A 20608-nucleotide genomic window follows, 5' to 3' on the forward strand; every position below is an offset into this window, starting at 1 on the left:
AATGAGTCTGAAGTAGGTCGGAACTTGCAAATACGGTTGTGATTCTGATCTCAGCAGTTCTACTCGTAGACCCTCATGACCCCGCCGCCCCCCCGTCGATCGCAAACGCTTGTCGGTGCCATTACCCAGGCAGTGCAGACTGTTCAGGCAAAGATCAATTTTTCTAAGCTGAAGCTAAAGCCAAACGCACGGGTGCCAGAACTATGGGTGCAGGAGGCAGGAGCCGAGCAGGCAGAGGTCTATCCATTGCTAGGCGATCGCTATATGCTGGGGCGCAGCTCCAAAACGTGCGATATAGTCGTGCGGAATCCAGTTGTCAGCCAGGTGCATCTCTCGCTTAATCGAGATAGCCAGCGGCAGAGCCTTTTAAGCACCTTATTTCGTCCGCCGTTTTTTCTTAAAGACGAAAACTCTACAAACGGCATTTATCGTGGCAAGCGACGGGTGCGATCGACTCGCTTACGACACAAAGCAGCTTATACGCTCGGTCCACCAGAACTAGCGGCTGCCGTTCGCATTCAGTTTATTGATCCGCCGCCCTGGTATGTGCAAGCCGTTCGCTACTGGATGTATGGCGTTGGTGGCGTGACAGCCCTTGCAGTGGCAGGGGTGCTGCTGGAGTGGCAAAAATTTTCGGTACAGCCATTGCCTGACTCGGTACAGGGACCCTTTGTAGTATTAGCGCGGGATGGGCAAACGCCGCTTAGTCCGGTGACAAACCGTACCCATACCGAGTTTAAGAACCTGTCAGACTTTTCGCCATACCTTGCGAAGGCGGCGATCGCCTCTGAGGACTCCCGTTTTTACTGGCATTTCGGCGTTGACCCGATCGGCACGCTGCGGGCATTGGTCGCCAACGTGCGAGGCGGCGAAATTCGTGAGGGCGGCAGTACACTGACCCAACAGCTTGCTCGTAGTCTGCTGCGGCAGTACGTGGGCACCCAGGATTCGGCCGGACGCAAACTGCGCGAAGCAGCAGTTGCTCTAAAGCTGGAGACGTTTTACAGCAAAGATTTTCTCATGCTGACCTATCTCAACCGTGTCTATCTGGGCAACGAAGCTTATGGGTTTGAAGATGCGGCGCAGTTTTATCTGGGTAAGTCTGCCAAAGACCTGACGTTATCAGAAGCCGCGACTCTAGTGGGCATTCTGCCTGCACCCAATAGCTTTAACCCTGTGCGCGACTACAACAAGGCGATCGAACTCCGCGATGGGGTCTTGCAGCGCATGGCAGAGCTAAATCTAGCCAGCGCCGAAGAAATCCAACGGGCACGGCGATCGCGCGTTGATGTCAACCCCAAAGCCAAAGCGCAGCTAGACAACGTGCTTGCGCCCTACTACTACAGCTATGTGTTTACTGAACTTCAGCAGCTTTTAGGTTCAGAGCTTGCCGAAGAAGGCAACTTCATCATTGAAACGGGGCTTGATCTCAAACTACAGTCCCGAGCCGAAGCCAGTCTACAAGAGGCGGTCAATAATGCTGGGGCTAGCGCAGGCTTCTCGCAGGGGGCGATCGTCACCATTGATTCTCAAAACGGCGAAGTACTTGCGCTTGTAGGCGGCGTAGACTACAAAAAAAGTCAGTTCAATCGAGCCTCCCAGGCACTACGGCAACCTGGCTCTACGTTCAAAGTCTTTGCCTATACAACAGCATTTGAGCAAGGCATTTCACCTGGCACCGCCTACTCGTGCGCACCGCTCGACTGGCAGGGACAATCGTTTGCAGGCTGTCGGACTGGCGGCGGTAGCCTCGATATATCTACAGGCTTGGCACAGTCTGAGAACGTCATTGCGCTACGAGTAGCTCAAGCTGCAGGGCTAGACAACACCATCCGCACCGCTCAACGCATGGGTATCCGCTCTACCCTCAAAGCCACACCTGGGCTGGTACTAGGCGAGAGTGAAGTGACACCGCTAGAGCTAACAGGAGCCTTTAGCATTTTTGCCAATCGCGGCGTTAGCAATCCACCCCGCGCTATCCGACGCATACTAGATGGTGGTGACTGTAAAATTCCGAAAGATGTCAAAACCTGCCGCATTATCTACAGTGCCGACCGAGATCCACAGCTTAGGCAACCCGTTCTCAGCCCAGACATTGCAGAGACAATGACCAGTTTGATGCAAGGTGTCGTGCGTGGAGGTACGGGACGCGCTGCGGCGATCGGGCAAGGCGAAGCCGGAAAAACAGGCACTACTAATGACAATGTTGACCTATGGTTTGTAGGTTATATCCCCGGTAGCTTGGTCACGGGTGTTTGGTTAGGGAATGATAACAATTCCCCTACGTCTGGCAGCAGCGGCGAAGCAGCCCAACTTTGGGGCAACTACATGAGTAAAAGTGTGCGTTGATTGCAGCATCCTCTCAGTTGTTGGGCATAGTTAAACTGTGAGGCTTAGATTAAGTAAAGAGATTTCTGAGAAAGAATGTACCGCTTGTAGGGGACAGGTTTTGCCAGAAGCTTTGTGAATAACCGACCACGTTGGTATCAAACCTGCCCCTACGGGTATTTTGTTTGCTAGAAATCTCCTAAAGTCAGGTTTTGTGTAGGGTTATGGCAATGCTATACCTCCTGTAAGTTGTCAACGTTACAGGTAATTCAATGCTTAATCCCAAGGATGTTTTAGCAGTGAAGGGGCTGAAACCCCCTAATTGCAAACACAGCTCATATCTCCCTCTGATAAATGTTGAGAATACTTACCGAGTCAGCGAAGCTCCAGTGGACGACTAGCTAAAAAGCCGCGCATGTGCAGAGTAAAACTGCAATCTTTACCCAAAATTCATCAATTAACTGGACAGAAGTGCGGTATTTGACGCTGGGTACAGTCAACGAGCCTTAAGATAACTTAAGAGAAGGATGTGCTACATCACCTCCAGACCAACCTCACCCGTTAGAGCGCAGCGTGCATCTCTGCTCTCGACCTTAGCGAATGCTTGCCCCAATCGCTATAGACAGAAATTTTACAGTACTACGTTGAGCGATCGTCGCTGATTACATCGCTATCTTAAAAGAGCTAAGAACATTTGCCTTAAAGGAGTAGTGGGTGTATTTCTCCTAGCCAGAGCTTCCCCCTATACCCGCCCTAAACCATAGCACTGATAGATAACACTTCTCCGCACTGAAGCCTCAGAATGGTCTTAGAACAGTATGCTGTCTGAATCGTTGCACCAAGAGTTAATTGACTTACGACAGCGTGTAGCCGAACAAGCCCTCATGCTGACTCAGATGGGTCAGCAGTTGCTGCACTTTCAGCAAGCTGAACCGCCCCTGGAAGCGTCGCATCAAAAGCTCTCAGTGCCATTGCAGCAGTCGTCGATCGCTATCATTGAGTGGAACACCATATTTGAGGTCGTTGACTGGAACCCTACGGCTGAAAGGCTTTTAGGCTACAGCAAGCAAGACGCGATCGGTCGTCATGTCACCGATCTGCTGCCGCTAGAACAGAGCCACCGACTGATGGCTACCGCACGTAATCAAGCGCCCGGCGATCGCACGCTTCATCAAACGGTGACACCGGATGGCAAGCCTGCTGTCTACACCTGGCACAACGCACCGCTAATGAATGGGCAGCAACAAGTGACGGGCGTGCTTTCCCTGGTGCACGTAAGCGTAGACTCGCCCGCCACAGCCGTATTGACAGAGGCTTGCGACACAACACAACACTCGACCGCACCCCTTTCCAGCGATTTTTTGAACGCGATCATTAACACCACGACTGATCCTCTGTTTGTTAAAGATCAGCAGCATCGCTATATCCTCTTAAACGATGTCTTTTGTCAGTTTATGGGTTGGCATCGCCCTGATGTGATTGGGTTGACTGATCATGAGGTCTTTCCTGATAGCGAACAAGCCGAGTTTTTTCGTGAGACTGATCAGATTGTGCTGACTACGGAATGCGATCGAGAAGACGAAGAAAGCCTGACCAATCTGCACGGTCAGACTCATCTCTTCTCCACCAAAAAGTCCTGCTTGCGTGATGCCACTGGCAAGAAATTTATGGTTGGCACGATGCGCGACATTACTGCCTTAAAAGCCGCAGAAGCCGCGCTCAAGCAGTCTAAGGAAGAGCTAGAAATACGTGTAGAGGCGCGCACAGTCGAACTTCAGCAAACCGTTGTGCAACTTCAGCAACAAGTTCATGAACGACAAGCAGCGCTGCACAAGCGGGATCAAGCGGAGTCAAAGCTGCAATACATCCGCAAATTTTTAGAGTCTGTACTCCGGACGCTGCCAGTAGCAGTAATTGCTAAAGAGGCAAAGGATCTGCGCTACGTACTGTGGAACCCGGCGGCTGAGGCAGTACTCGGTGCGACTGCTAAAGAGGTGATGGGTAAGAACGCTTACGACCTGTTGCCTCTAGAGCAAGCTGAGGTGGTAATGGCTCACGATCTCCAGGTGTTGCAGACCAGAGACATCCTGGATCTTCCCGAAGAGTTGGTGCCAGCCGACGGGGGAGAGGCACGCATCTTGCACACTAAAAAAACGGCTGTCTTTGATGAAGACGGCAACCCACAGTATCTTTTAGCGATCACCGAAGACATCACCGAGCGCAAACAAGCCGAAGTTGCCTTGCAGCAAAATGGAGCACAACTGCGAGCGTTAGCGCAGCGCGAAGAATTGCTCAATCGTGTTGCCAACCAGATTCGTAGTTCGCTGGATTTGGATACTATTCTGCAAACGACCGTGCATGAAGTCCGCAACCTGTTGCAAATCGATCGCTGTAGCTTTTGCTGGTATCACCCCGAATCGGAGCAGCTTGCGAACCTCGAATTTACGCACGAATCGCGGAGTGCTGGCTTCCCCAGCTTTCTGGGCACGTACCCACAAGATCTGAGTAAGCCAGCCGATCGCCATAACCCCATTGTCGAAAGCCTCTTAAGCCAGACTCCTTACCGTGTTGATGATGTGGAGACCGATCCACATCTCAAGCCAGAAGCCCGCGACATTCTGCGTTTTTACAACTATCACTCGGAGCTACTGCTGCCGGTACAGATACTTTCGGGGCGACGGGGCGGTATTCATTGCGGTCATCACAGCGCTATACGTCCGTGGAGCGAATCAGAAATTGAGCTACTGCAAGCCGTAGCAAGTCAACTTGCGATCGCCATCAACCAGGCAGAGCTTTATCACCAGAGCGTGATTGCTGCCAACACGGCGCAACAGCAAACACAGCAGCTAGAGGAAGCGCTGCAAGAACTTCAGGAGGCGCAGGCGCAAATGGTGCAAAGCGAGAAGATGTCTAGCCTGGGGCAACTGGTGGCAGGGGTCGCGCATGAAATCAACAATCCCGTTAACTTTATCTACGGCAACCTCACGTATGCCAACGAATACATTCAGGATCTGCTGCAACTGATTAACCTGTATCAAGAGCAGTACCCAACACCAACGAAACAAATTCAGACCGTTGCTACTGCGATCGACCTTCAGTTTGTGATGACAGATTTACCCAAATTGCTGGCATCAATGAAAGTCGGTGCAGACCGCATTCAGCAAATCGTCGCGTCTCTGCGAACCTTTTCGCGCATGGATGAAGCCGAATTTAAAGCGGTCAATATTCACGAAGGCATTGACAGCACACTGATGATTTTGCAAAGCCGTCTCAAAGCACAACAGATGCGGCTAAAGGGATGTGAATATGCCCGACCCGCGATCGAAGTCGTGAAGGCATATGGCAATTTACCCCTGGTTGAATGCTATGCAGGGCAGCTTAATCAGGTGTTTATGAACGTGCTAAGTAATGCGATCGACGCCCTGGATGAGCGTGACAGCCGACGTGATGCTGCAACGATGGAGCAAAATCCTAGTGTCATTCGCATTCGCACCGAAGTTTGCGACGGCGATCGCGTCCTGATTGCGATCGCAGACAATGGACCCGGCATCCCCGAAGCGGTACGTCAAAAGCTGTTTGATCCCTTCTTTACCACGAAGCCCGTGGGCAAAGGCACTGGCATGGGCTTATCCATCAGCTACCAAATCATTACAGAGCGGCATGGTGGCTCGTTGCAGTGCCAGTCCTCTACTGGAGAAGGTACAGAGTTCCTGATTGAAATTCCTCTAAAGCAAGTGCCTCAGTAAAGATGATTGCAGCTCGCTGATTGGCTCTGATGGCGATGTCCCCCCATTGGGAGGCAAACTCCAGACTCTATCAGAAAATCCTGACCTGAAACTTCAAGGCTTCCCTAACGTAATGCTAGAGAAGCCTTGAAGCAGGGATGAAATCAAAGAGCTTACTATCCCGAACTCAGCTTATTTGACAAACAGCATTTCTTGATAGGTCGGTAGCGGCCAAAAATCGTCGGCTACTTCGCTTTCAAGTGCATCAGCATACTCCCGCACTTTATCCATCAATGGACGAATTATTTGGGCAGAATACTGCATATGCTCTTCCGGTGCAGCAAAATCATGCTTAGTCATTGCCTCACTGAGTTTGCTGACGTTATCCAGCATGGGCTGAATGAGCGCTGCTACCTTTTCGGCGCTTTCCTTGCCCATTTCGATGCCGATCGCCTTGGCGTTGGCGATCGCGGTAGATAGTTCAGAAAGGTATCGCATTGCAGCCGGATAGATCATCGTTTTGGCGATACTTACTACCAGCTTGGCTTCTACCTCGATCGCCAGGATGTATTGCTCAGCATACACATCGAAGCGGCTTTCGAGTTCCACCGGAGTCAGCACACCAACGCGCTCAAACAGTTCTTCAATGTAATCGGCTTTTAAGACGGGTAGTGCATCGGCAGTCGTCCGCAGATTCGGTAGACCACGTTCTTCGACCGCCATTTTGTGCCATTCTTCACAATAGCCGTTACCACCAAAGACGACAGCGCCATGCTTGTCCATCACCTCTTTCAGCACAGTATGAACGGCAGCATTCAGTTCCGTACCCTTTGCCATCTCGTTCTCCAGGGCATCGCCAATCCAGGTAAGGGAATCTGCCAGGATGGTGTTCATCGCGACAAGCGGGCCCGAAACCGACTGCCCCGAACCAACGGCTCGGAACTCAAAACGATTGCCTGTGAAAGCAAAGGGTGACGTGCGGTTGCGATCGCCCGGATCTTTAGGGAAGATCGGCAATGTGTCTACGCCGAGTTCCATGACCCCAGCGTGGGCAGAACTGGTGGGCTGTCCCTGGCTAATTTGATTGAACACCTGCTCCAGTTGCGTCCCTAGATACATAGAGATAATTGCTGGAGGAGCTTCATTTGCACCCAGGCGATGATCATTACTGGCAGTAGCAACCACAGCCCGCAGCAAGGGACCATACTTGTGCAGACCCCGAATGACCGCGCCGCAAAAGAGTAAAAACTGCATATTGGCGTGAGGCGTATCGCCTGGATCAAGCAAGTTGCCTTGAGTCGCATTGCCAACCGACCAATTAACGTGCTTGCCAGAACCATTAATGCCAGCGAACGGCTTCTCGTGCAGCAGACAAGCAAAGCCATGCTTTTTAGCAGTGCTTTTGAGAATGGTCATTGTGAGCTGCTGGTGATCGCTCGCTACATTCGCCGCTTCAAAAAAGGGCGCAATCTCAAACTGACCCGGCGCTACTTCGTTGTGTCGTGTTTTGGCTGGAATGCCCAGCTTGTACATCTTCTCTTCTACATCCTGCATGAACACCTGGACGCGATCGGGAATGGCTCCAAAGTAGTGGTCATCAAACTGTTGTCCTTTGGCAGGCGGTTTGCCAAAGAGGGTTCTACCAGCCAGCAGCAGATCGGGGCGACTATGGGCAAAGTGAGCATCTACCAAGAAGTATTCTTGCTCTGCACCACAACTGGAGTTTACAGGTGCAACATCGGTGTGTCCTAACAGCTTCAGCACGCGAGTGGCGGCTTTGTTCATCGCGGCGTTCGATCGCAGCAATGGCGTTTTCTTATCCAGCGCGACACCCGTCCAGGAGATGAACACTGTGGGAATGCAAAGCGTCACGCCATTGTCGGTTTCCATTACATAGGCAGGACTGGTAACATCCCATGCCGTATAGCCTCGCGCTTCAAACGTAGAGCGCAGTCCACCGTTCGGGAAGGAAGAACCATCTGGTTCGCCCTGCACTAGCACTTTGCCAGTAAATTCGGTGATGACCGTGCCATCACCTTGCACTGAAATGAACCCATCATGCTTCTCAGCCGTCGCATTCGTCATCGGGTAGAAAACGTGCGCGTAATAGAGCGCGCCTTTGGACGTTGCCCAGTCTTTCATTGCTGCGGCAACCGCACCTGCCACCGATACATCAATTTTTCCACCCGTTTGAATCGTATTTTTAATAGACTTAAATACCTCTTTGGGCAAGCTTGCCTGCATCTTGCTCAGCGTGAAGACATCCGTCGCCCACAGCGCTTCCAGACGTTGGGGCATTTTGGGTGGTTGGGGTTTGCGATCGGTGACTTGAGAAACAGCTTGAACGCGCAATTCATGGGTCATGGGGCTTTTTTCCTAAACGGTTGGAATCTACGGACGAACGAAACTAAACGCCACAACCTCTATAAAAGGGACGGTGTAGTTGACCAGGCTGTAGGTGAGAGCTTAGTACACTTGTGGAACAAAGAACTGTTCGTTGTGTGGCGGACGCACGTAGTTACGAGCAGGCTTACGTGGTGTCAGTTCTAACGGTTCTGGTGTCATATCAACATAAGGAATTTTGCTCAAGAAGTGATGGATGCAGTTGAGGCGGGCGCGTTTTTTGTCGTCTGCCTCGACAGTAAACCAGGGCGCTTCAGGAATATTGGTATGGGCAAACATCACGTCCTTTGCCTGGGAATATTCCACCCAGCGATCGCGCGACTCCAAATCCATCGGGCTTAGCTTCCACCGACGCGCCGGATCGGTCGTACGAGACTGAAAGCGACGCTCCTGCTCGTCATCACTCACCGAAAACCAGTACTTCAGCAAAACAATGCCCGACCGGACGAGTATCCGCTCAAACTCAGGGCAGCTTTGTAAGAATTCCTGGTATTGTTCATCAGTGCAAAAACCCATCACGTGTTCGACTCCAGCCCGGTTATACCAACTGCGATCGAAACACACAATTTCACCCGCAGCAGGCAGATGCGCTACGTAGCGTTGAAAATACCACTCAGTTTTTTCGCGATCGCTGGGCGTACCCAAAGCGACAACTCGACAGCCACGAGGATTGAGCGGTTCGGTAATGCGCTTAATCGTGCCACCCTTACCGGCAGCATCTCGCCCTTCAAACAAGATGACAATGCGGGCACCAACATGCTTTGCCCAATATTGCATTTTCACTAGCTCTATTTGCAAACGAGACAGTTCGTTTTCGTATACTTTGCTTGAAAGTTTAGAGCTACCTTCGCTTTCAGAAAGATGGTAGAACGGCTTCTGCTCCTCAGCTTTGTCCTGCTTAGCGTTGTCTATCTCGGCTTCTTTCTTTTTCTTATCCTTTTTCTTCTTATTCTTTTTCTTGTCCTTCTTCTTCGATTGTTTCGGCTCCGCAGCTAAAGACTCTGGCATCGTAGTGGGCGGGTCGGTGCCGTTTACAGTTTCGGGTTCCATGATTGCCTTTACATGACATGAGGGCGAAGCAGCTAACAGATAGGCTTAAAGGCAACGGCTCCAAGAGAACACAACCTTCTAAGCGACATCAAATCTAGAAAGGCAAATACCGTTAAATGATAGGTAAAGCACTACAGACTAACGCCTCTATCTCTACAACGCTTTGTACAGTTCTTTAGACAGATGTAACACGATGCGAACTTAGAAGCCGAGCTTTCCAATCTTTTGTTGTAATTATTTCCTTACTCTGCTCAACCTGCCCGCAGCCAAAGCTTTAAGCCTAATCACTCATTACGTGATGTCATAAATGAGGCGGTAAGTTCCTAAATTTCAGCTTTTACACGGCAATGATGATGTCTTTACACCCGCCCTATAGTAAGAATAGAAACATAAGATATTTGTATCAAAAGCCACTAAACATTGCCTAAACCAAAAATTTGTACCTGATGAAGTGCAGGACGAACTTGATAAAACCTAGTTTGCATACGAGTCGACTGATCAAATGGAAGGACGAACGAGGCTTTGGCTTCATTCAACCAGTTGCTGGAACCAAAGAAATTTGGCTCAATCGATGCTAGGGGGAAGTGGAGAAAGCAGGAACAGGCTAGTAAGGTTATGTCACATGATCAATGGAAAGCAAACAGTGCTCAAGTAATGGGTGACCTGGGATTCGAACCCAGAACCAGCGGATTAAGAGTCCGATGCGCTGCCATTGCGCCAGTCACCCGTAGGGCAGGAAGCTTATCATAACAAATTCTTTCGCCCTCTCATCACGATCGCCCCCAATCCCTTCTCAATAAAGTTTGTTCCAACGCTGACCGCAGGCTTTAGCGAACGATCGCCGTTAACTCTAAAGTCTCTCCAGCAGCAGGAACGCGCAGTTGGGTCGGCAAGCCAGAGGCAAGCAGTCGATCGCGAAATTCTTCCACACTGCCAATGGTTTGGATGAGCTTAGGAAGGATGCCATCAGCGCGAATGTCGCCGATTGCCGTTGGTACAAAGAAGTGGGGCTTCAATGTTTCGACTAGATGCATGGCTTCTAAGGGACCCATAATGACCTGCCCCAACAGTGGAAAGACTTGACCGACGACCGGTGCGATCGCTACATCCACTCGACCAAGGCGCTCTATGGGTGTGGTAAGGGGGAAGAGATGCGGTTCGTAGTAAAGGGTTTCGTCAGTAGTGCGGTCGCTCAACAGATAGCCATTCTCAACCTGTCCTGGTTGAAGCTCTGCACCCGGAATCGCGGTAATTTTAAGCGTGTCGCCTAGCGTGAAGGTTTCCCAATGGGCGATCGTGGTGACTTGTTGATAGCCAAGTTGCCGTACTGTTTTGGCTGCCGTTGGCGAGGCAACGACAGGAATGGCGCGATCGATCCGTTCTAAGGTTGGTTTGTGGCAATGGTCGTCTACGCCCTGAGAGATCAAAATCAGATCGATCGGGGGGAGGGTTTCGGGTGTGACAGCGAGATGCGTATTGTGAGAAGCCGTAAACAGCCAGGGTTGACCATAAAAAACCAATGGATCTACCAGCCAGGGGTCAACGAGAATCGTGCGCCCAGCAAGATGAAAGAGCCAACTGTTCAGGTCAATCCGTGTGAGTCTCATCGTTCGCAATCTTTCTTAAAGAATCTAGCCTCCATCTTACAAGAGTGTGGGGTAGGGGGTGTAGGGTGGGAGAGAAGGCTAAAGGCTGAAGGTAGAAGGCTGAGGGTAAAACGTATGGAAAAGCAGCAGGACATTGGTACGCCGAAGATTTCCGTGGCGATGACGATCGCGGGATCTGACAGTGGCGGCGGTGCAGGCATTCAGGCAGATCTGCGGACGTTTGCCTTTCACAAAGTACATGGAACCAGCGCGATTACATGTATTACAGCGCAGAATACGCTGGGTGTAGAGCGTGTGGATGCCTTGCCACCAGAAAGCGTGGTGGCTCAGATGGAAGCGATTGTGACGGATATTGGGGTGCAGGCAGCTAAAACGGGAATGCTGCTGAATCAGACTATTATTGCGGCAGTTGCGGCTCAGGTGGAGGCGTTAAACCTGACTAATCTGGTCGTTGATCCAGTAATGGTGTCACGGACGGGAGCACAGTTAATTGATGATGCCGCAATCGCCACACTCAGAACGGCGCTTATTCCTCACGCTACGGTACTAACGCCCAATCGCTACGAAGCACAAATGCTTGGTAATCTAGAAATTCAAACCCTAGCAGATATGCAGTCTGCCGCTCAACGAATTTATCAACTAGGCGCAAAAGCCGTCTTGGTTAAAGGTGGTGGCTTACAGGGCGATCTTCGCAGTGTTGATGTCTGGTTTGATGGTCAGCAGCTTGAAACGTTAGCGGCAGAGACGGTAGAAACGACGAATACACATGGCACAGGTTGCACCTTGTCAGCCGCAATCGCAGCAAATCTTGCGCTTGGTTACGAACCGCTTACAGCAACCCGCCGCGCCAAAGAATATGTCACTACTGCTTTAAAGTACGCACTGGCGATCGGCAAGGGACAAGGACCCGTTGGGCACTTCTTTCCCTTATTAGTCAACAACTCGTGGTCAGCAAGCAGCTAAAGCGTTGTTAAACACTAACAGTCCAGCTATTCCTGCCAGGTTGATTGCCAATCGGGGCACTTGTCGCTTTCCCAGCCGTAAGGATGCATCCCACAAACCAGCATTGTGCCACCGTAGGTTTGACCATGATAATGTCGGCACCCTACACAGGTCGGGCGATCGTTCAAAAACGGCTCGACTGTGTGGATCATTGGTTGTGCTGTCTCTTCCACCGCAAGCTCAATGCCTAAATACGCCTCCAAAATGGGATCAATGAGATCACCAAGGCGTTGCTCAAGCTCAACAACGAAAACAGATTGTACCTGCTCTACAACTTCTTCTGATGCTTCAAGAAAGGAATCAACCATTTCACCAAAGTCAGTGACAACTTCAGTACAAAACTGCTCTACTTCACTCACCATTGTTTCAAGCATTTCAGAAAATTCCTGCGACCAAGTTTTCATACGCCTATCCGTTAAGCCTCTGCACCTAAACGTAAGCATTCTAACGCCACAGATGCAAGGTCACATAGGGGTCTGCTCTAGGACGCTTGAGTCGCCTTCATATCTGTGAGATCCTTCAAGTATAGCTCACCTTGACTGAGGTCAAGCTTACCTCACTGATCGCGTCTCAGTCGTTTGAGTTCTTCCTGCAAATCCATAACTTGCTGCCGCATCTGCCCTACATCGGATGGGTCTGCTTTAGCAGGTTCATCATCATCAGTGACGATCTCTATACGACGTGGCTCCGTTGGGCGTGGGGTCTCTGGAGCCTCAACCGCTTGCTGCTGTGCTTTGTTTACCATTTCGTCAACAAAACGACGGGCTTCTTCGCTCGTCATTTCGCCTCGCTCTACCATTTCGTCAGCAAGTATTTGAAACTGCGATCGCAGTTCTCCAAGCTTTGCGCTTGCCTTTTCGCCTGCATAGGAAGCAACGCCAATACCGAGATACACTGCTTTTTGGACTAAATCTCCCAAACCCATAATGCTTTAAGCTCCTGAAAATCTCAATTCTGCGAACGACGACTCTACAGTGCCGTCTGCAATGTTTTTAGCATAGGGACAAAGATGAACGAGTGTCATCGGTCTTTCAGGTGGAAAACCGTACCAAAAACGCTGATGAAATAAACGAAGCTGAGCAATGGCTGAAGGGATCATCGCTCAAAAAAAGCGACCCGGAGTCCACGCCTATCACAAGCATCCTGTATTGCTGCTACCTTCCGGTCCTGACAAGATTTAGGCGTTGCGATCGCATGGGTCCGGATCATTTACTAGGATAGCATCATCTGGTGACAGTCAGAAGCCTAAACTAACGTTGTTCATCCCTCTAGTTTTAAGAAGCGATCAATTGCGGCATCGCTGCGGGAAGTGCATTTCAACCACTGGTCAATGCCTAAATGCACACGAATCCCTTAAATGTAGGGGTGAAGTGCCTGCCGATTGGTCAACGCTATCTGATCATCATTTGACAAGCGCTTTACCTGACCCGATATCAAGGTGCGTTGTAGCATTGTCAGCGCTGTAATATCTTGCAGATTGCAGTTGCTATTAAAGTATTCGCACAAGGTCTGCTCCGCTTCCGCCGTGAGATAGCCGCGACAAATTGCCTTTTGTACAACCAGATTAATCGGACTCATATGCACCTTTCTTTTTACCCACCACGAACTCAAGTATGAATAGTCGCTTCCGTAAGCGGTGTAACCTTTAGATAGAGATCGTGCTACGTATGGAAACTCGGTGAGTGACAAGGGCGATCGTGGCGTACTTTGCCATGGCTTACTGACGGAAGACTGGCTGTTGGATACCCTCTCCGTGCAAACCCGACAGGATGTATTAATTTTTGCAACGGCAGTTGCAGCCGCAAGCATTGCAAGCTGCTGTAGGGAAGAAACACTACTTGTTTCAATAAGGAGATCTCCAAGCAAAAAACGCCTTGGAGAAGAAACAGTCTCACTATTACTTGCTCAATCAAGAGCGCAAGCATAACGACGTAGAGAACTGTAAATGATTGAGCACTACCACTTGACTGTCCAGCCGGATGGAGACTTTAAGATAAGCATAATTCCTTATTAGGAGAACTTGAAGTATGGCGATTGAACTGACTGTGCCTAATATGGCTTGTTCTGCATGTAGCGATACTATTACCCAGGCTGTGCAGGCGATCGACCCCAGTGCAACGGTGCAAGCCGATACTAAAACTAAACTCGTCGTGATTGAAACGCAAACGCCTGAAGCAACGGTGAAAGCGGCGATCGTGGCGGCTGGCTATTCTGTCACTTAAATGAGGCGTGGAAGCATGGAAACCGTTAATCTCAAACTGCGGGGCATGAGCTGTGCGTCCTGTGCCAACAGCATTGAGGGCGCGATTCGTTCGGTGCCAGGAGTTAGTGCAAGCACTGTAAACTTTGGTGCCGAGCAAGCCACTGTCACCTACGACCCCCAAAAAACCGATCTAGAAAACATTCAAGCTGCGGTGAGTGAAGCAGGCTATGCAGCATTCTCGCTCCAAGACCAAAGCCTGATGGCTAGTGAAGACGATACCGAAAAAACGGCACGTGTAGCAGAACGGCAGCAGCTTACACGCAAAGTTGTCGTTGGCGGCATTCTTAGCACTGTAATTGTGGTCGGAGCCATGTCTGCTATGTTCAACTTGCCGTTTCGCATCCGGGCGTTAGACAGTCCGTGGGTACAACTTGTACTTGCAACGCCAGTGCTGTTCTGGTGTGGGGCTGATTTCTTTAAAAATGCTTGGAAAGCCGTCAAGCGGCATACCGCAACCATGGATACGCTAGTGGCGATCGGTACAGGTGCTGCCTACAGCTATTCCATCTTTGCCACAGTTTTCCCTGGCTTTTTTACCGCTCAGGGACTGATGCCAGAGGTTTACTATGAAGCCGCAGCCGTCATCATCACCTTAATTTTACTGGGGCGGCTGTTTGAAAACCGTGCCAGAGGGCAAACCTCAGATGCCATCCGCAAACTGATTGGACTACAGGCTAGAGATGCCCGCATTATCCGTGCTGGGCAAGAGATGGAAGTACCCATTCAGTCAGTGCAAATCGGTGATATCGTTGTCGTCCGTCCGGGCGAAAAAATTCCTGTTGATGGGGAAATTGTCGAAGGCTCCTCGACGATCGATGAGTCGATGGTTACGGGCGAAAGTGTACCCACTAAGAAGCAAGCCGGCGATGAGGTCATTGGAGCCACCATTAATAAGACAGGCAGCTTCAAATTTCGTGCCACCCGCGTTGGCAAAGATACGGTGTTGGCTCAGATTGTCAGGCTGGTGCAGGAGGCTCAAGGCTCGAAAGCGCCCATCCAGCGGTTAGCCGATCAGGTAACAGGCTGGTTTGTGCCGGTTGTGATTGCCATTGCGATCGCAACCTTTGTCATCTGGTTTCTAGCAATGGGCAATTTCACCCTGGCGCTGATCGCCACCGTTGGCGTGCTGATTATTGCCTGCCCCTGTGCGCTGGGTCTAGCGACACCTACATCTGTCATGGTGGGCACGGGCAAGGGTGCAGAAAACGGCATTTTGATCAAAGGCGCAGAGAGCTTAGAGCTAGCGCATCAAATCCAGATCATTGTGCTGGATAAAACAGGCACCATCACGCAGGGCAAGCCAACGGTGACTGATTTTGTCACCACTCAAGGCACCGCAAATAGCAATGAGCTAAAGCTGCTGCGTCTGGCAGCTTCGGTTGAACGCAACTCAGAACATCCCCTGGCGGAAGCAGTCGTCAACTATGCTCAGGTGCAACAGGTGAACTTAACCAACGTACAAGCTTTTGAAGCGATCGCGGGTAGCGGTGTGCAAGGCAACGTATCGGATCGGCTGGTACAGATTGGTACGCAACGCTGGTTTAACGAGCTAGGTATTGACACTCAAGCACTGCAACATGATCGAGACCGCTTGGAAGCACTCGGCAAAACTGTGATCTGGCTTGCCATTGATGGTGAGGTGCAGGGGATTATGGGCATTGCCGATGCCATTAAACCCTCGTCCGCTCAAGCCATTCGAGCCTTGCAGCGCTTAGGGTTAGACGTAGTCATGCTGACAGGAGACAATCGCCCTACAGCTGAGACGATCGCTCGTGAAGTGGGTATCTCAAACGTCATTGCCGAAGTACGCCCCGACCAAAAGGTCGCTGTGATTGAGTCACTGCAACGCGGCACTATGGGCGTACCCGTTGCTGCCCCTAGGCCGTTAAAGGCAGGTGCTAAAGCCAAACAGACTAAAGCCAAAATCGTGGCAATGGTAGGTGATGGTATTAATGATGCTCCGGCTCTGGCTCAAGCAGATGTAGGGATCGCCATTGGAACGGGTACTGATGTGGCGATCGCCGCGAGCGATATCACCTTGATTTCGGGCGATCTGCAAAGTATTGTCACTGCCATTCAACTGTCTCGTGCCACGATGCAAAACATTCGCCAAAATCTCTTCTTTGCCTTTATCTACAACGTTGCTGGCATTCCGATCGCCGCTGGCATTCTGTTCCCCTTTGTTGGCTGGTTGTTGAGTCCCATGATTGCAGGTGGCGCCATGGCGTTTAGCTCTGTCTCAGTCATCACAAACGCCCTGCGGTTACGAAATTTTCAGCCCAAAGCGACAACATAAGCTAGCAATAAGCTGGCAGGAGGCCTAATCGATGTTTAACAGAAAAACGCTGGTTGCCGAGCTTGCAGGTTTAGGTCTCTTTCTGGGTCTAGCTTCAAGCGTGGCACTTCTTTCTTCAAGCGACTACGCTAATGCTCAGATGGCAATGGCAATGCCTGACCATCAAACGACTCAGTTTCATCGTCTTGAGCAACCGCTGGGTCTAAAAATTGGTGTGGTTGTGGGTGGTGCTGCATTAATAGGGCTAGAACTTTGGTGGTTTCTCTTCAGCAAAAAGCAGTCACATAAGGCAGAAGCAACGCAAGGCGTGCAGGAGCTGACCATTATCGTTGATGGTGGCTATGAACCCAGCCGGATTGTTGCGAGCGTGGGGCAACCCGTCCGGCTCAATTTCTTCCGCAAAGATCCTAGTAGTTGCCTTGAAACCGTATTAGTGCCCGCTTTCCACATTGCACGGAAGCTGAATTTGAATCAGGTCACAGCGGTGGAGTTTACGCCAGATAAGCCGGGGCACTATCCATTCACCTGCGGCATGAATATGTTTCAGGGTGTTGTAGAAGTTGAAGCGGCTGCACCGAAGCCAATGCGTCAGCTTACTGCACTGCAAGGAGATCTGAATTAAGGCAGCCTTTCCCGATAGCAGAAACCAAAATCATCACCGCATTTGTGCAAACCTACAAAATTACCATAGGGGAAAACGATCGCTCCCCCTGGTCATGACCCTACGATCACCAGCTAAGTAGGGTTTTGGACTTTGACTTTGGGTGCGGCAGGTTGGGACTTTGAGGACGTTCGATCGGAGAAATCACGCAGCAGCCCCATAATAGCTGGAACCACCGTGGGCGTCAGAATAGTGGAGAAGGCGAGTCCACCAGTCAGAACAATGCCTAAGCCCTGATACAGCTCTGCGCCTTGACCGGGAACCACCGCCAGCGGCAGCATTCCCAGAATGCTGGTGCTAGCCGCCATGAAGATCGCCCGCAGACGATCGCGGGTAGCGTTGTAGAGCGAGGCATCGTAGTCGTCGCCTTCCTGCTGGAGTTGCAGGGCGCGATCGACCAGCAGAATCGCATTGTTCACCACGACTCCAGTGAGGATAACAAAGCCCAGCGCCGTGATCATATCCAGCGGCACTACCCAGCCAAGCACCCGATTCACCAGCACCAGACTCAACAACGCCCCGCTCATGCCCATCGGCACCGTTGCCATAATCACCAGTGGATAGAGAAAAGAGCGGTAGAGTGCGACCAGCAACAGGTAGGTAATGAAGACAGAAAACGCGAAGGCACTTGCCAGCTCAGACACTGTTTTTGCCAATTGATCGGCTGAACCTGCAAGCTCCAGACGGTAGCCTGCGGGGAGCTGCGATCGCAGGGGAGCCAGAATTTCATTCTCGGTGCGTTGGACAAGAGAGCCAAGCGGCGCATCGGGGGCAAGGGAAATGGTTAGTGAAACCGCCCGTTCTAGATCAACGTGGTTGATCACATCGGGTCCGGTGGTTTCTCGCACCTCGGCAACATCACTGAGTTGGATTTGTCGCTGCCGTGCAAATAGGGGCAACTGGCGCAGTTGTTCTGGCGTTTCCACCGCTGCGCTGCTCAATTCCACTGAGACATCCAGTTCCTCTTTGCCGTCGATAAAATCCGATGCTAACCGTCCGCCCAGCGCTGCTTCCACCAGTGAACCAACTTCTGTCTCAGACAACCCTACTTCTGCTAGCCGCTCGCGGTTGGGAATGACTTGAATTTCGCCAGCGCCCATCACAAAATTCGATCGCACGCTTTGCACTCCGGGCAAGGCACGCAGTTTACCCGTAATTTCTTGCTCCAGGTCACTCAACTGCTCCAGCTCGGCTCCCACAATATCCACATCAAATTCCTTACCGGGATCGCGGAAGATGGAGATGCGGGTAGGAATGACAAAGCGATAGCCCGCAAAATCGCTAGCCTTTGCCCTCAGGCGGTTGACCATCTCAGCTAATCCTGCGGTGGTGGCAAATTCTGGTTTGAGGATGGTAGCAATGCCACGCAAGGCACCGGGACGATCGACGTACATGATGCGCTCGACTTCCGGCTGCGATCGTAGGAAATCTTGCACAGGTTGCGACTGCCGAATGGCTTCGGGAATGCTGGTTCCGGGCATCGGCTCAGCCCGGAGCACCACCAGGTTACGGTTGCCTTCGGGCAAATAGTCAGCAGGCGGCAACAGGAGAATGCTCAGCAAGAGCAACCCGGCTGGAATGCCCAATAGCAGCAGTCTACGCCCCATGCGCCTGCGCCCGATCGACCAACTCACCGTTGAGGCAAGAAAGTTTTCTAGCTTGCCCTGAAAGTAGCGGAAGACATCGGAGGTGCGGTAAACCGCCTGCTGCGCTTTGCCAAACAGACCCGGTGGAAGCGGTACAGCGGATGACGTGGTGGTCGATAGCATTCGCTGTGCCTCTGCCTGGTCAAGAAATAGCCCAGAAAGCATAGGTACCAGGGTAACCGCCGAAAACAGGGCAAAGATGGCAGAACACGAAAGGGCGATCGCCATATCGGCAAACAACTGTCCCGCTTCCCCGGTCACCATAATCAGAGGCAGGAAGACGATCACATTAGTCAGCGTCGAGCCGAGCATCGCTGCCCACACTTCTTGCGTGCCCTCGATCGCAGCCCGCATTGCGCTTTTGCCCTTCTGCATGTGGGTGAAAATGTTTTCGATCACAACGATCGCGCAATCCACCACCATACCCACCGCAAAAGCGACTCCAGCCAGACTAATGAGATTCAGCGTGCGACCAAACAGTTGCAACACAATGAAAATAGTAATCAAGCAAATGGGAATCGTCAGGGCTACCACGGCAACGGTTCGCATCGAACCCAAGAACAGCAACAGCACGAGTGTGGCTAGTAAGGCACCGCTGATCAGGTTTCCTTGCAGCAGGTCGATCGACTGCTGAATGTACTGGCTTTCGTCATAGTTGTAGGCGAAGCGCAGGGCTTCTCCCTGGCGGTTTAGCTCGGCTTCTAACTGCGTGATGGTATCGCGTACGCCTTTGGCAACCTCGGGCACGTTGGCACCGACTTGCCGAATCACACCGATCGCCACCGTTGGCGTACCGTTAAAAACCAGCGCGCTATCCTGCACTTTGCGCCCCATTTGCGCCTTGGCTACATCCCGCAGATACACCGTCCCGGAGGCATCTCGCCGCAGCACAAAACCCTCGATTTGCGCCAAATCTTGCGATCGACTCAGCGTTCTGACGCGGTATTCGCGCCGTCCCAGAATCAACGGACCGCCGCGAATATCACGGTTGTTGGCTTGCAGCATCTGCACCACATCACCAATCGTCAGGTTGCGGTCCGACAGCGCTTTCGGGTCAACTTTGACCTCTACTTCTCGCCGCTGTCCACCCACAATCAAGAATTGCCCGGTGCCTTCCACCCGTCGCAGTCGCGGTACAATCACCTCTTCTGCCAGATCGCGGTAGTGATTGGGGTCGCCTTTGCCATCCTGGGGCACCATCGGAATCCACATCATCGGCGAACTGCTGCCGCCCACCAGTTCCACGTTGGACTCGTCTGCTTCGGGAGGCAAACTATCTGCTTGCTGGAGCCGATTGATCACATCCACCAATCGCCCTTCTAGATCCGCACCGGGCGTGAATTCCAGGGTGATGGCGCTGCGTCCAGCACGGGAATTGCTGCTAATCTCTTGCACGCCCAACACCTGTTCCATCTGTTCTTCGATCGGGCGTGTCACCAAGTCTTCTACTTCCGTGGGTCCCGCTCCAGGATAGGTGGTCGTGATAGTAATTTCGGGACGATCGCCACCGGGCTGTAGCTCCAGCGGCAGCCCTAACAGGGCAAACACCCCAAAGATTGCCAGCAAGCAAAACAAGACGAAGGTGCCGTGTCGCCATCGCACAGCCAGTTCAATCAGATTCATCGCA

At 51.6% G+C, this 20608-nt stretch carries 13 protein-coding genes, 1 tRNA gene and 1 other RNA gene; 6 read left to right on the plus strand and 9 right to left on the minus strand.

The window, feature by feature from the left end:
* The first annotated feature begins 75 nt into the window (after positions 1-75).
* Positions 76-2349 carry a transglycosylase domain-containing protein gene (locus tag H6F86_RS07475; protein WP_190447662.1) on the plus strand — a complete coding sequence of 758 codons (2274 nt, stop codon included), beginning with the start codon at positions 76-78 and terminating at the stop codon, positions 2347-2349.
* Positions 2350-3146: 797 nt separating this feature from the next.
* Positions 3147-6074: a PAS domain-containing protein gene (locus tag H6F86_RS07480; protein ID WP_190447664.1), complete on the plus strand. Its 2928-nt coding sequence runs from the start codon at positions 3147-3149 to the stop codon at positions 6072-6074.
* Positions 6075-6245: 171 nt separating this feature from the next.
* Here H6F86_RS07480 and H6F86_RS07485 read toward each other — a convergent pair whose 3' ends face one another.
* The 4 genes from H6F86_RS07485 to H6F86_RS07500 all read right to left on the minus strand — a co-directional run bounded on the left by H6F86_RS07485 (position 6246) and on the right by H6F86_RS07500 (position 11113).
* Positions 6246-8417 (minus strand): glutamine synthetase III, encoded by a 2172-nt coding sequence (locus H6F86_RS07485; protein WP_190447666.1) that lies wholly within the window; start codon positions 8415-8417, stop codon positions 6246-6248.
* A 102-nt stretch (positions 8418-8519) separates the two neighbouring features.
* The gene (ppk2, locus tag H6F86_RS07490) at positions 8520-9506 is read right to left on the minus strand and encodes a polyphosphate kinase 2 (protein WP_190447668.1); all 987 of its coding nucleotides are present in this window, start codon (positions 9504-9506) and stop codon (positions 8520-8522) included.
* A 655-nt stretch (positions 9507-10161) separates the two neighbouring features.
* A tRNA-Lys gene (locus H6F86_RS07495) sits at positions 10162-10233 on the minus strand.
* 100 nt (positions 10234-10333) lie between these two features.
* The gene (locus H6F86_RS07500; RefSeq protein WP_190447669.1) at positions 10334-11113 is read right to left on the minus strand and encodes an MBL fold metallo-hydrolase; all 780 of its coding nucleotides are present in this window, start codon (positions 11111-11113) and stop codon (positions 10334-10336) included.
* A gap of 114 nt (positions 11114-11227) precedes the next feature.
* Here H6F86_RS07500 and thiD point away from each other — a divergent pair, with 114 nt between their 5' ends.
* Positions 11228-12076 carry a bifunctional hydroxymethylpyrimidine kinase/phosphomethylpyrimidine kinase gene (gene thiD, locus H6F86_RS07505; protein ID WP_190447671.1) on the plus strand — a complete coding sequence of 283 codons (849 nt, stop codon included), beginning with the start codon at positions 11228-11230 and terminating at the stop codon, positions 12074-12076.
* Positions 12077-12102: 26 nt separating this feature from the next.
* Here the strand turns inward: thiD and H6F86_RS07510 are convergent, their stop codons facing one another.
* From H6F86_RS07510 to H6F86_RS07525, 4 genes are all read right to left on the minus strand, one after another.
* On the minus strand, positions 12103-12519 hold the full coding sequence (locus H6F86_RS07510; protein WP_190447673.1) for a hypothetical protein: 417 nt from the start codon (positions 12517-12519) through the stop codon (positions 12103-12105).
* 152 nt (positions 12520-12671) lie between these two features.
* Entirely contained in the window at positions 12672-13040 is a 369-nt protein-coding gene (locus tag H6F86_RS07515) for a hypothetical protein (protein WP_199305142.1), read from the minus strand.
* Between the two features lie 185 nt (positions 13041-13225).
* An RNA gene (gene ffs / locus H6F86_RS07520) (signal recognition particle sRNA small type) lies at positions 13226-13322 on the minus strand.
* Between the two features lie 146 nt (positions 13323-13468).
* Complete coding sequence (locus H6F86_RS07525; protein WP_190447675.1) at positions 13469-13693, minus strand: hypothetical protein; 225 nt, start codon at positions 13691-13693, stop codon at positions 13469-13471.
* A gap of 449 nt (positions 13694-14142) precedes the next feature.
* Between H6F86_RS07525 and H6F86_RS07530 the strand changes: the two genes are divergently transcribed.
* The 3 genes from H6F86_RS07530 to H6F86_RS07540 are packed head-to-tail and all read left to right on the plus strand — an operon-like array spanning position 14143 to position 17296.
* A complete protein-coding gene (locus H6F86_RS07530) occupies positions 14143-14337 on the plus strand; it encodes a heavy-metal-associated domain-containing protein (protein ID WP_190447676.1) in 195 nt (64 codons plus the stop codon).
* 15 nt (positions 14338-14352) lie between these two features.
* Positions 14353-16674, plus strand: coding sequence for a heavy metal translocating P-type ATPase (locus tag H6F86_RS07535; protein ID WP_190447678.1), 2322 nt, complete (start codon positions 14353-14355; stop codon positions 16672-16674).
* A 31-nt stretch (positions 16675-16705) separates the two neighbouring features.
* On the plus strand, positions 16706-17296 hold the full coding sequence (locus tag H6F86_RS07540) for a cupredoxin domain-containing protein (protein WP_190447680.1): 591 nt from the start codon (positions 16706-16708) through the stop codon (positions 17294-17296).
* Positions 17297-17409: 113 nt separating this feature from the next.
* On the opposite strand, the gene H6F86_RS07545 is transcribed toward H6F86_RS07540, so the two are convergent.
* Positions 17410-20604 carry an efflux RND transporter permease subunit gene (locus H6F86_RS07545; RefSeq protein ID WP_190447682.1) on the minus strand — a complete coding sequence of 1065 codons (3195 nt, stop codon included), beginning with the start codon at positions 20602-20604 and terminating at the stop codon, positions 17410-17412.
* Between the last annotated feature and the right edge of the window lie 4 nt (positions 20605-20608).

Origin of the sequence: Phormidium sp. FACHB-592 (genome assembly GCF_014695795.1) — a bacterium.
Lineage (GTDB): Bacteria > Cyanobacteriota > Cyanobacteriia > Leptolyngbyales > Leptolyngbyaceae > Stenomitos.

What these genes read in the sequence shown, in the direction of transcription:
- H6F86_RS07540 (WP_190447680.1), top strand. Translation starts at nt 16,706, where the DNA reads ATGTTTAACAGAAAAACGCTGGTTGCCGAGCTTGCAGGTTTAGGTCTC.
- H6F86_RS07515 (WP_199305142.1), bottom strand. Translation starts at nt 13,040, where the DNA reads ATGGGTTTGGGAGATTTAGTCCAAAAAGCAGTGTATCTCGGTATTGGC.
- thiD (WP_190447671.1), top strand. Translation starts at nt 11,228, where the DNA reads ATGGAAAAGCAGCAGGACATTGGTACGCCGAAGATTTCCGTGGCGATG.
- H6F86_RS07475 (WP_190447662.1), top strand. Translation starts at nt 76, where the DNA reads ATGACCCCGCCGCCCCCCCGTCGATCGCAAACGCTTGTCGGTGCCATT.
- H6F86_RS07530 (WP_190447676.1), top strand. Translation starts at nt 14,143, where the DNA reads ATGGCGATTGAACTGACTGTGCCTAATATGGCTTGTTCTGCATGTAGC.
- H6F86_RS07535 (WP_190447678.1), top strand. Translation starts at nt 14,353, where the DNA reads ATGGAAACCGTTAATCTCAAACTGCGGGGCATGAGCTGTGCGTCCTGT.
- H6F86_RS07510 (WP_190447673.1), bottom strand. Translation starts at nt 12,519, where the DNA reads ATGAAAACTTGGTCGCAGGAATTTTCTGAAATGCTTGAAACAATGGTG.
- H6F86_RS07485 (WP_190447666.1), bottom strand. Translation starts at nt 8,417, where the DNA reads ATGACCCATGAATTGCGCGTTCAAGCTGTTTCTCAAGTCACCGATCGC.
- ppk2 (WP_190447668.1), bottom strand. Translation starts at nt 9,506, where the DNA reads ATGGAACCCGAAACTGTAAACGGCACCGACCCGCCCACTACGATGCCA.
- H6F86_RS07545 (WP_190447682.1), bottom strand. Translation starts at nt 20,604, where the DNA reads ATGAATCTGATTGAACTGGCTGTGCGATGGCGACACGGCACCTTCGTC.
- H6F86_RS07525 (WP_190447675.1), bottom strand. Translation starts at nt 13,693, where the DNA reads ATGAGTCCGATTAATCTGGTTGTACAAAAGGCAATTTGTCGCGGCTAT.
- H6F86_RS07500 (WP_190447669.1), bottom strand. Translation starts at nt 11,113, where the DNA reads ATGAGACTCACACGGATTGACCTGAACAGTTGGCTCTTTCATCTTGCT.
- H6F86_RS07480 (WP_190447664.1), top strand. Translation starts at nt 3,147, where the DNA reads ATGCTGTCTGAATCGTTGCACCAAGAGTTAATTGACTTACGACAGCGT.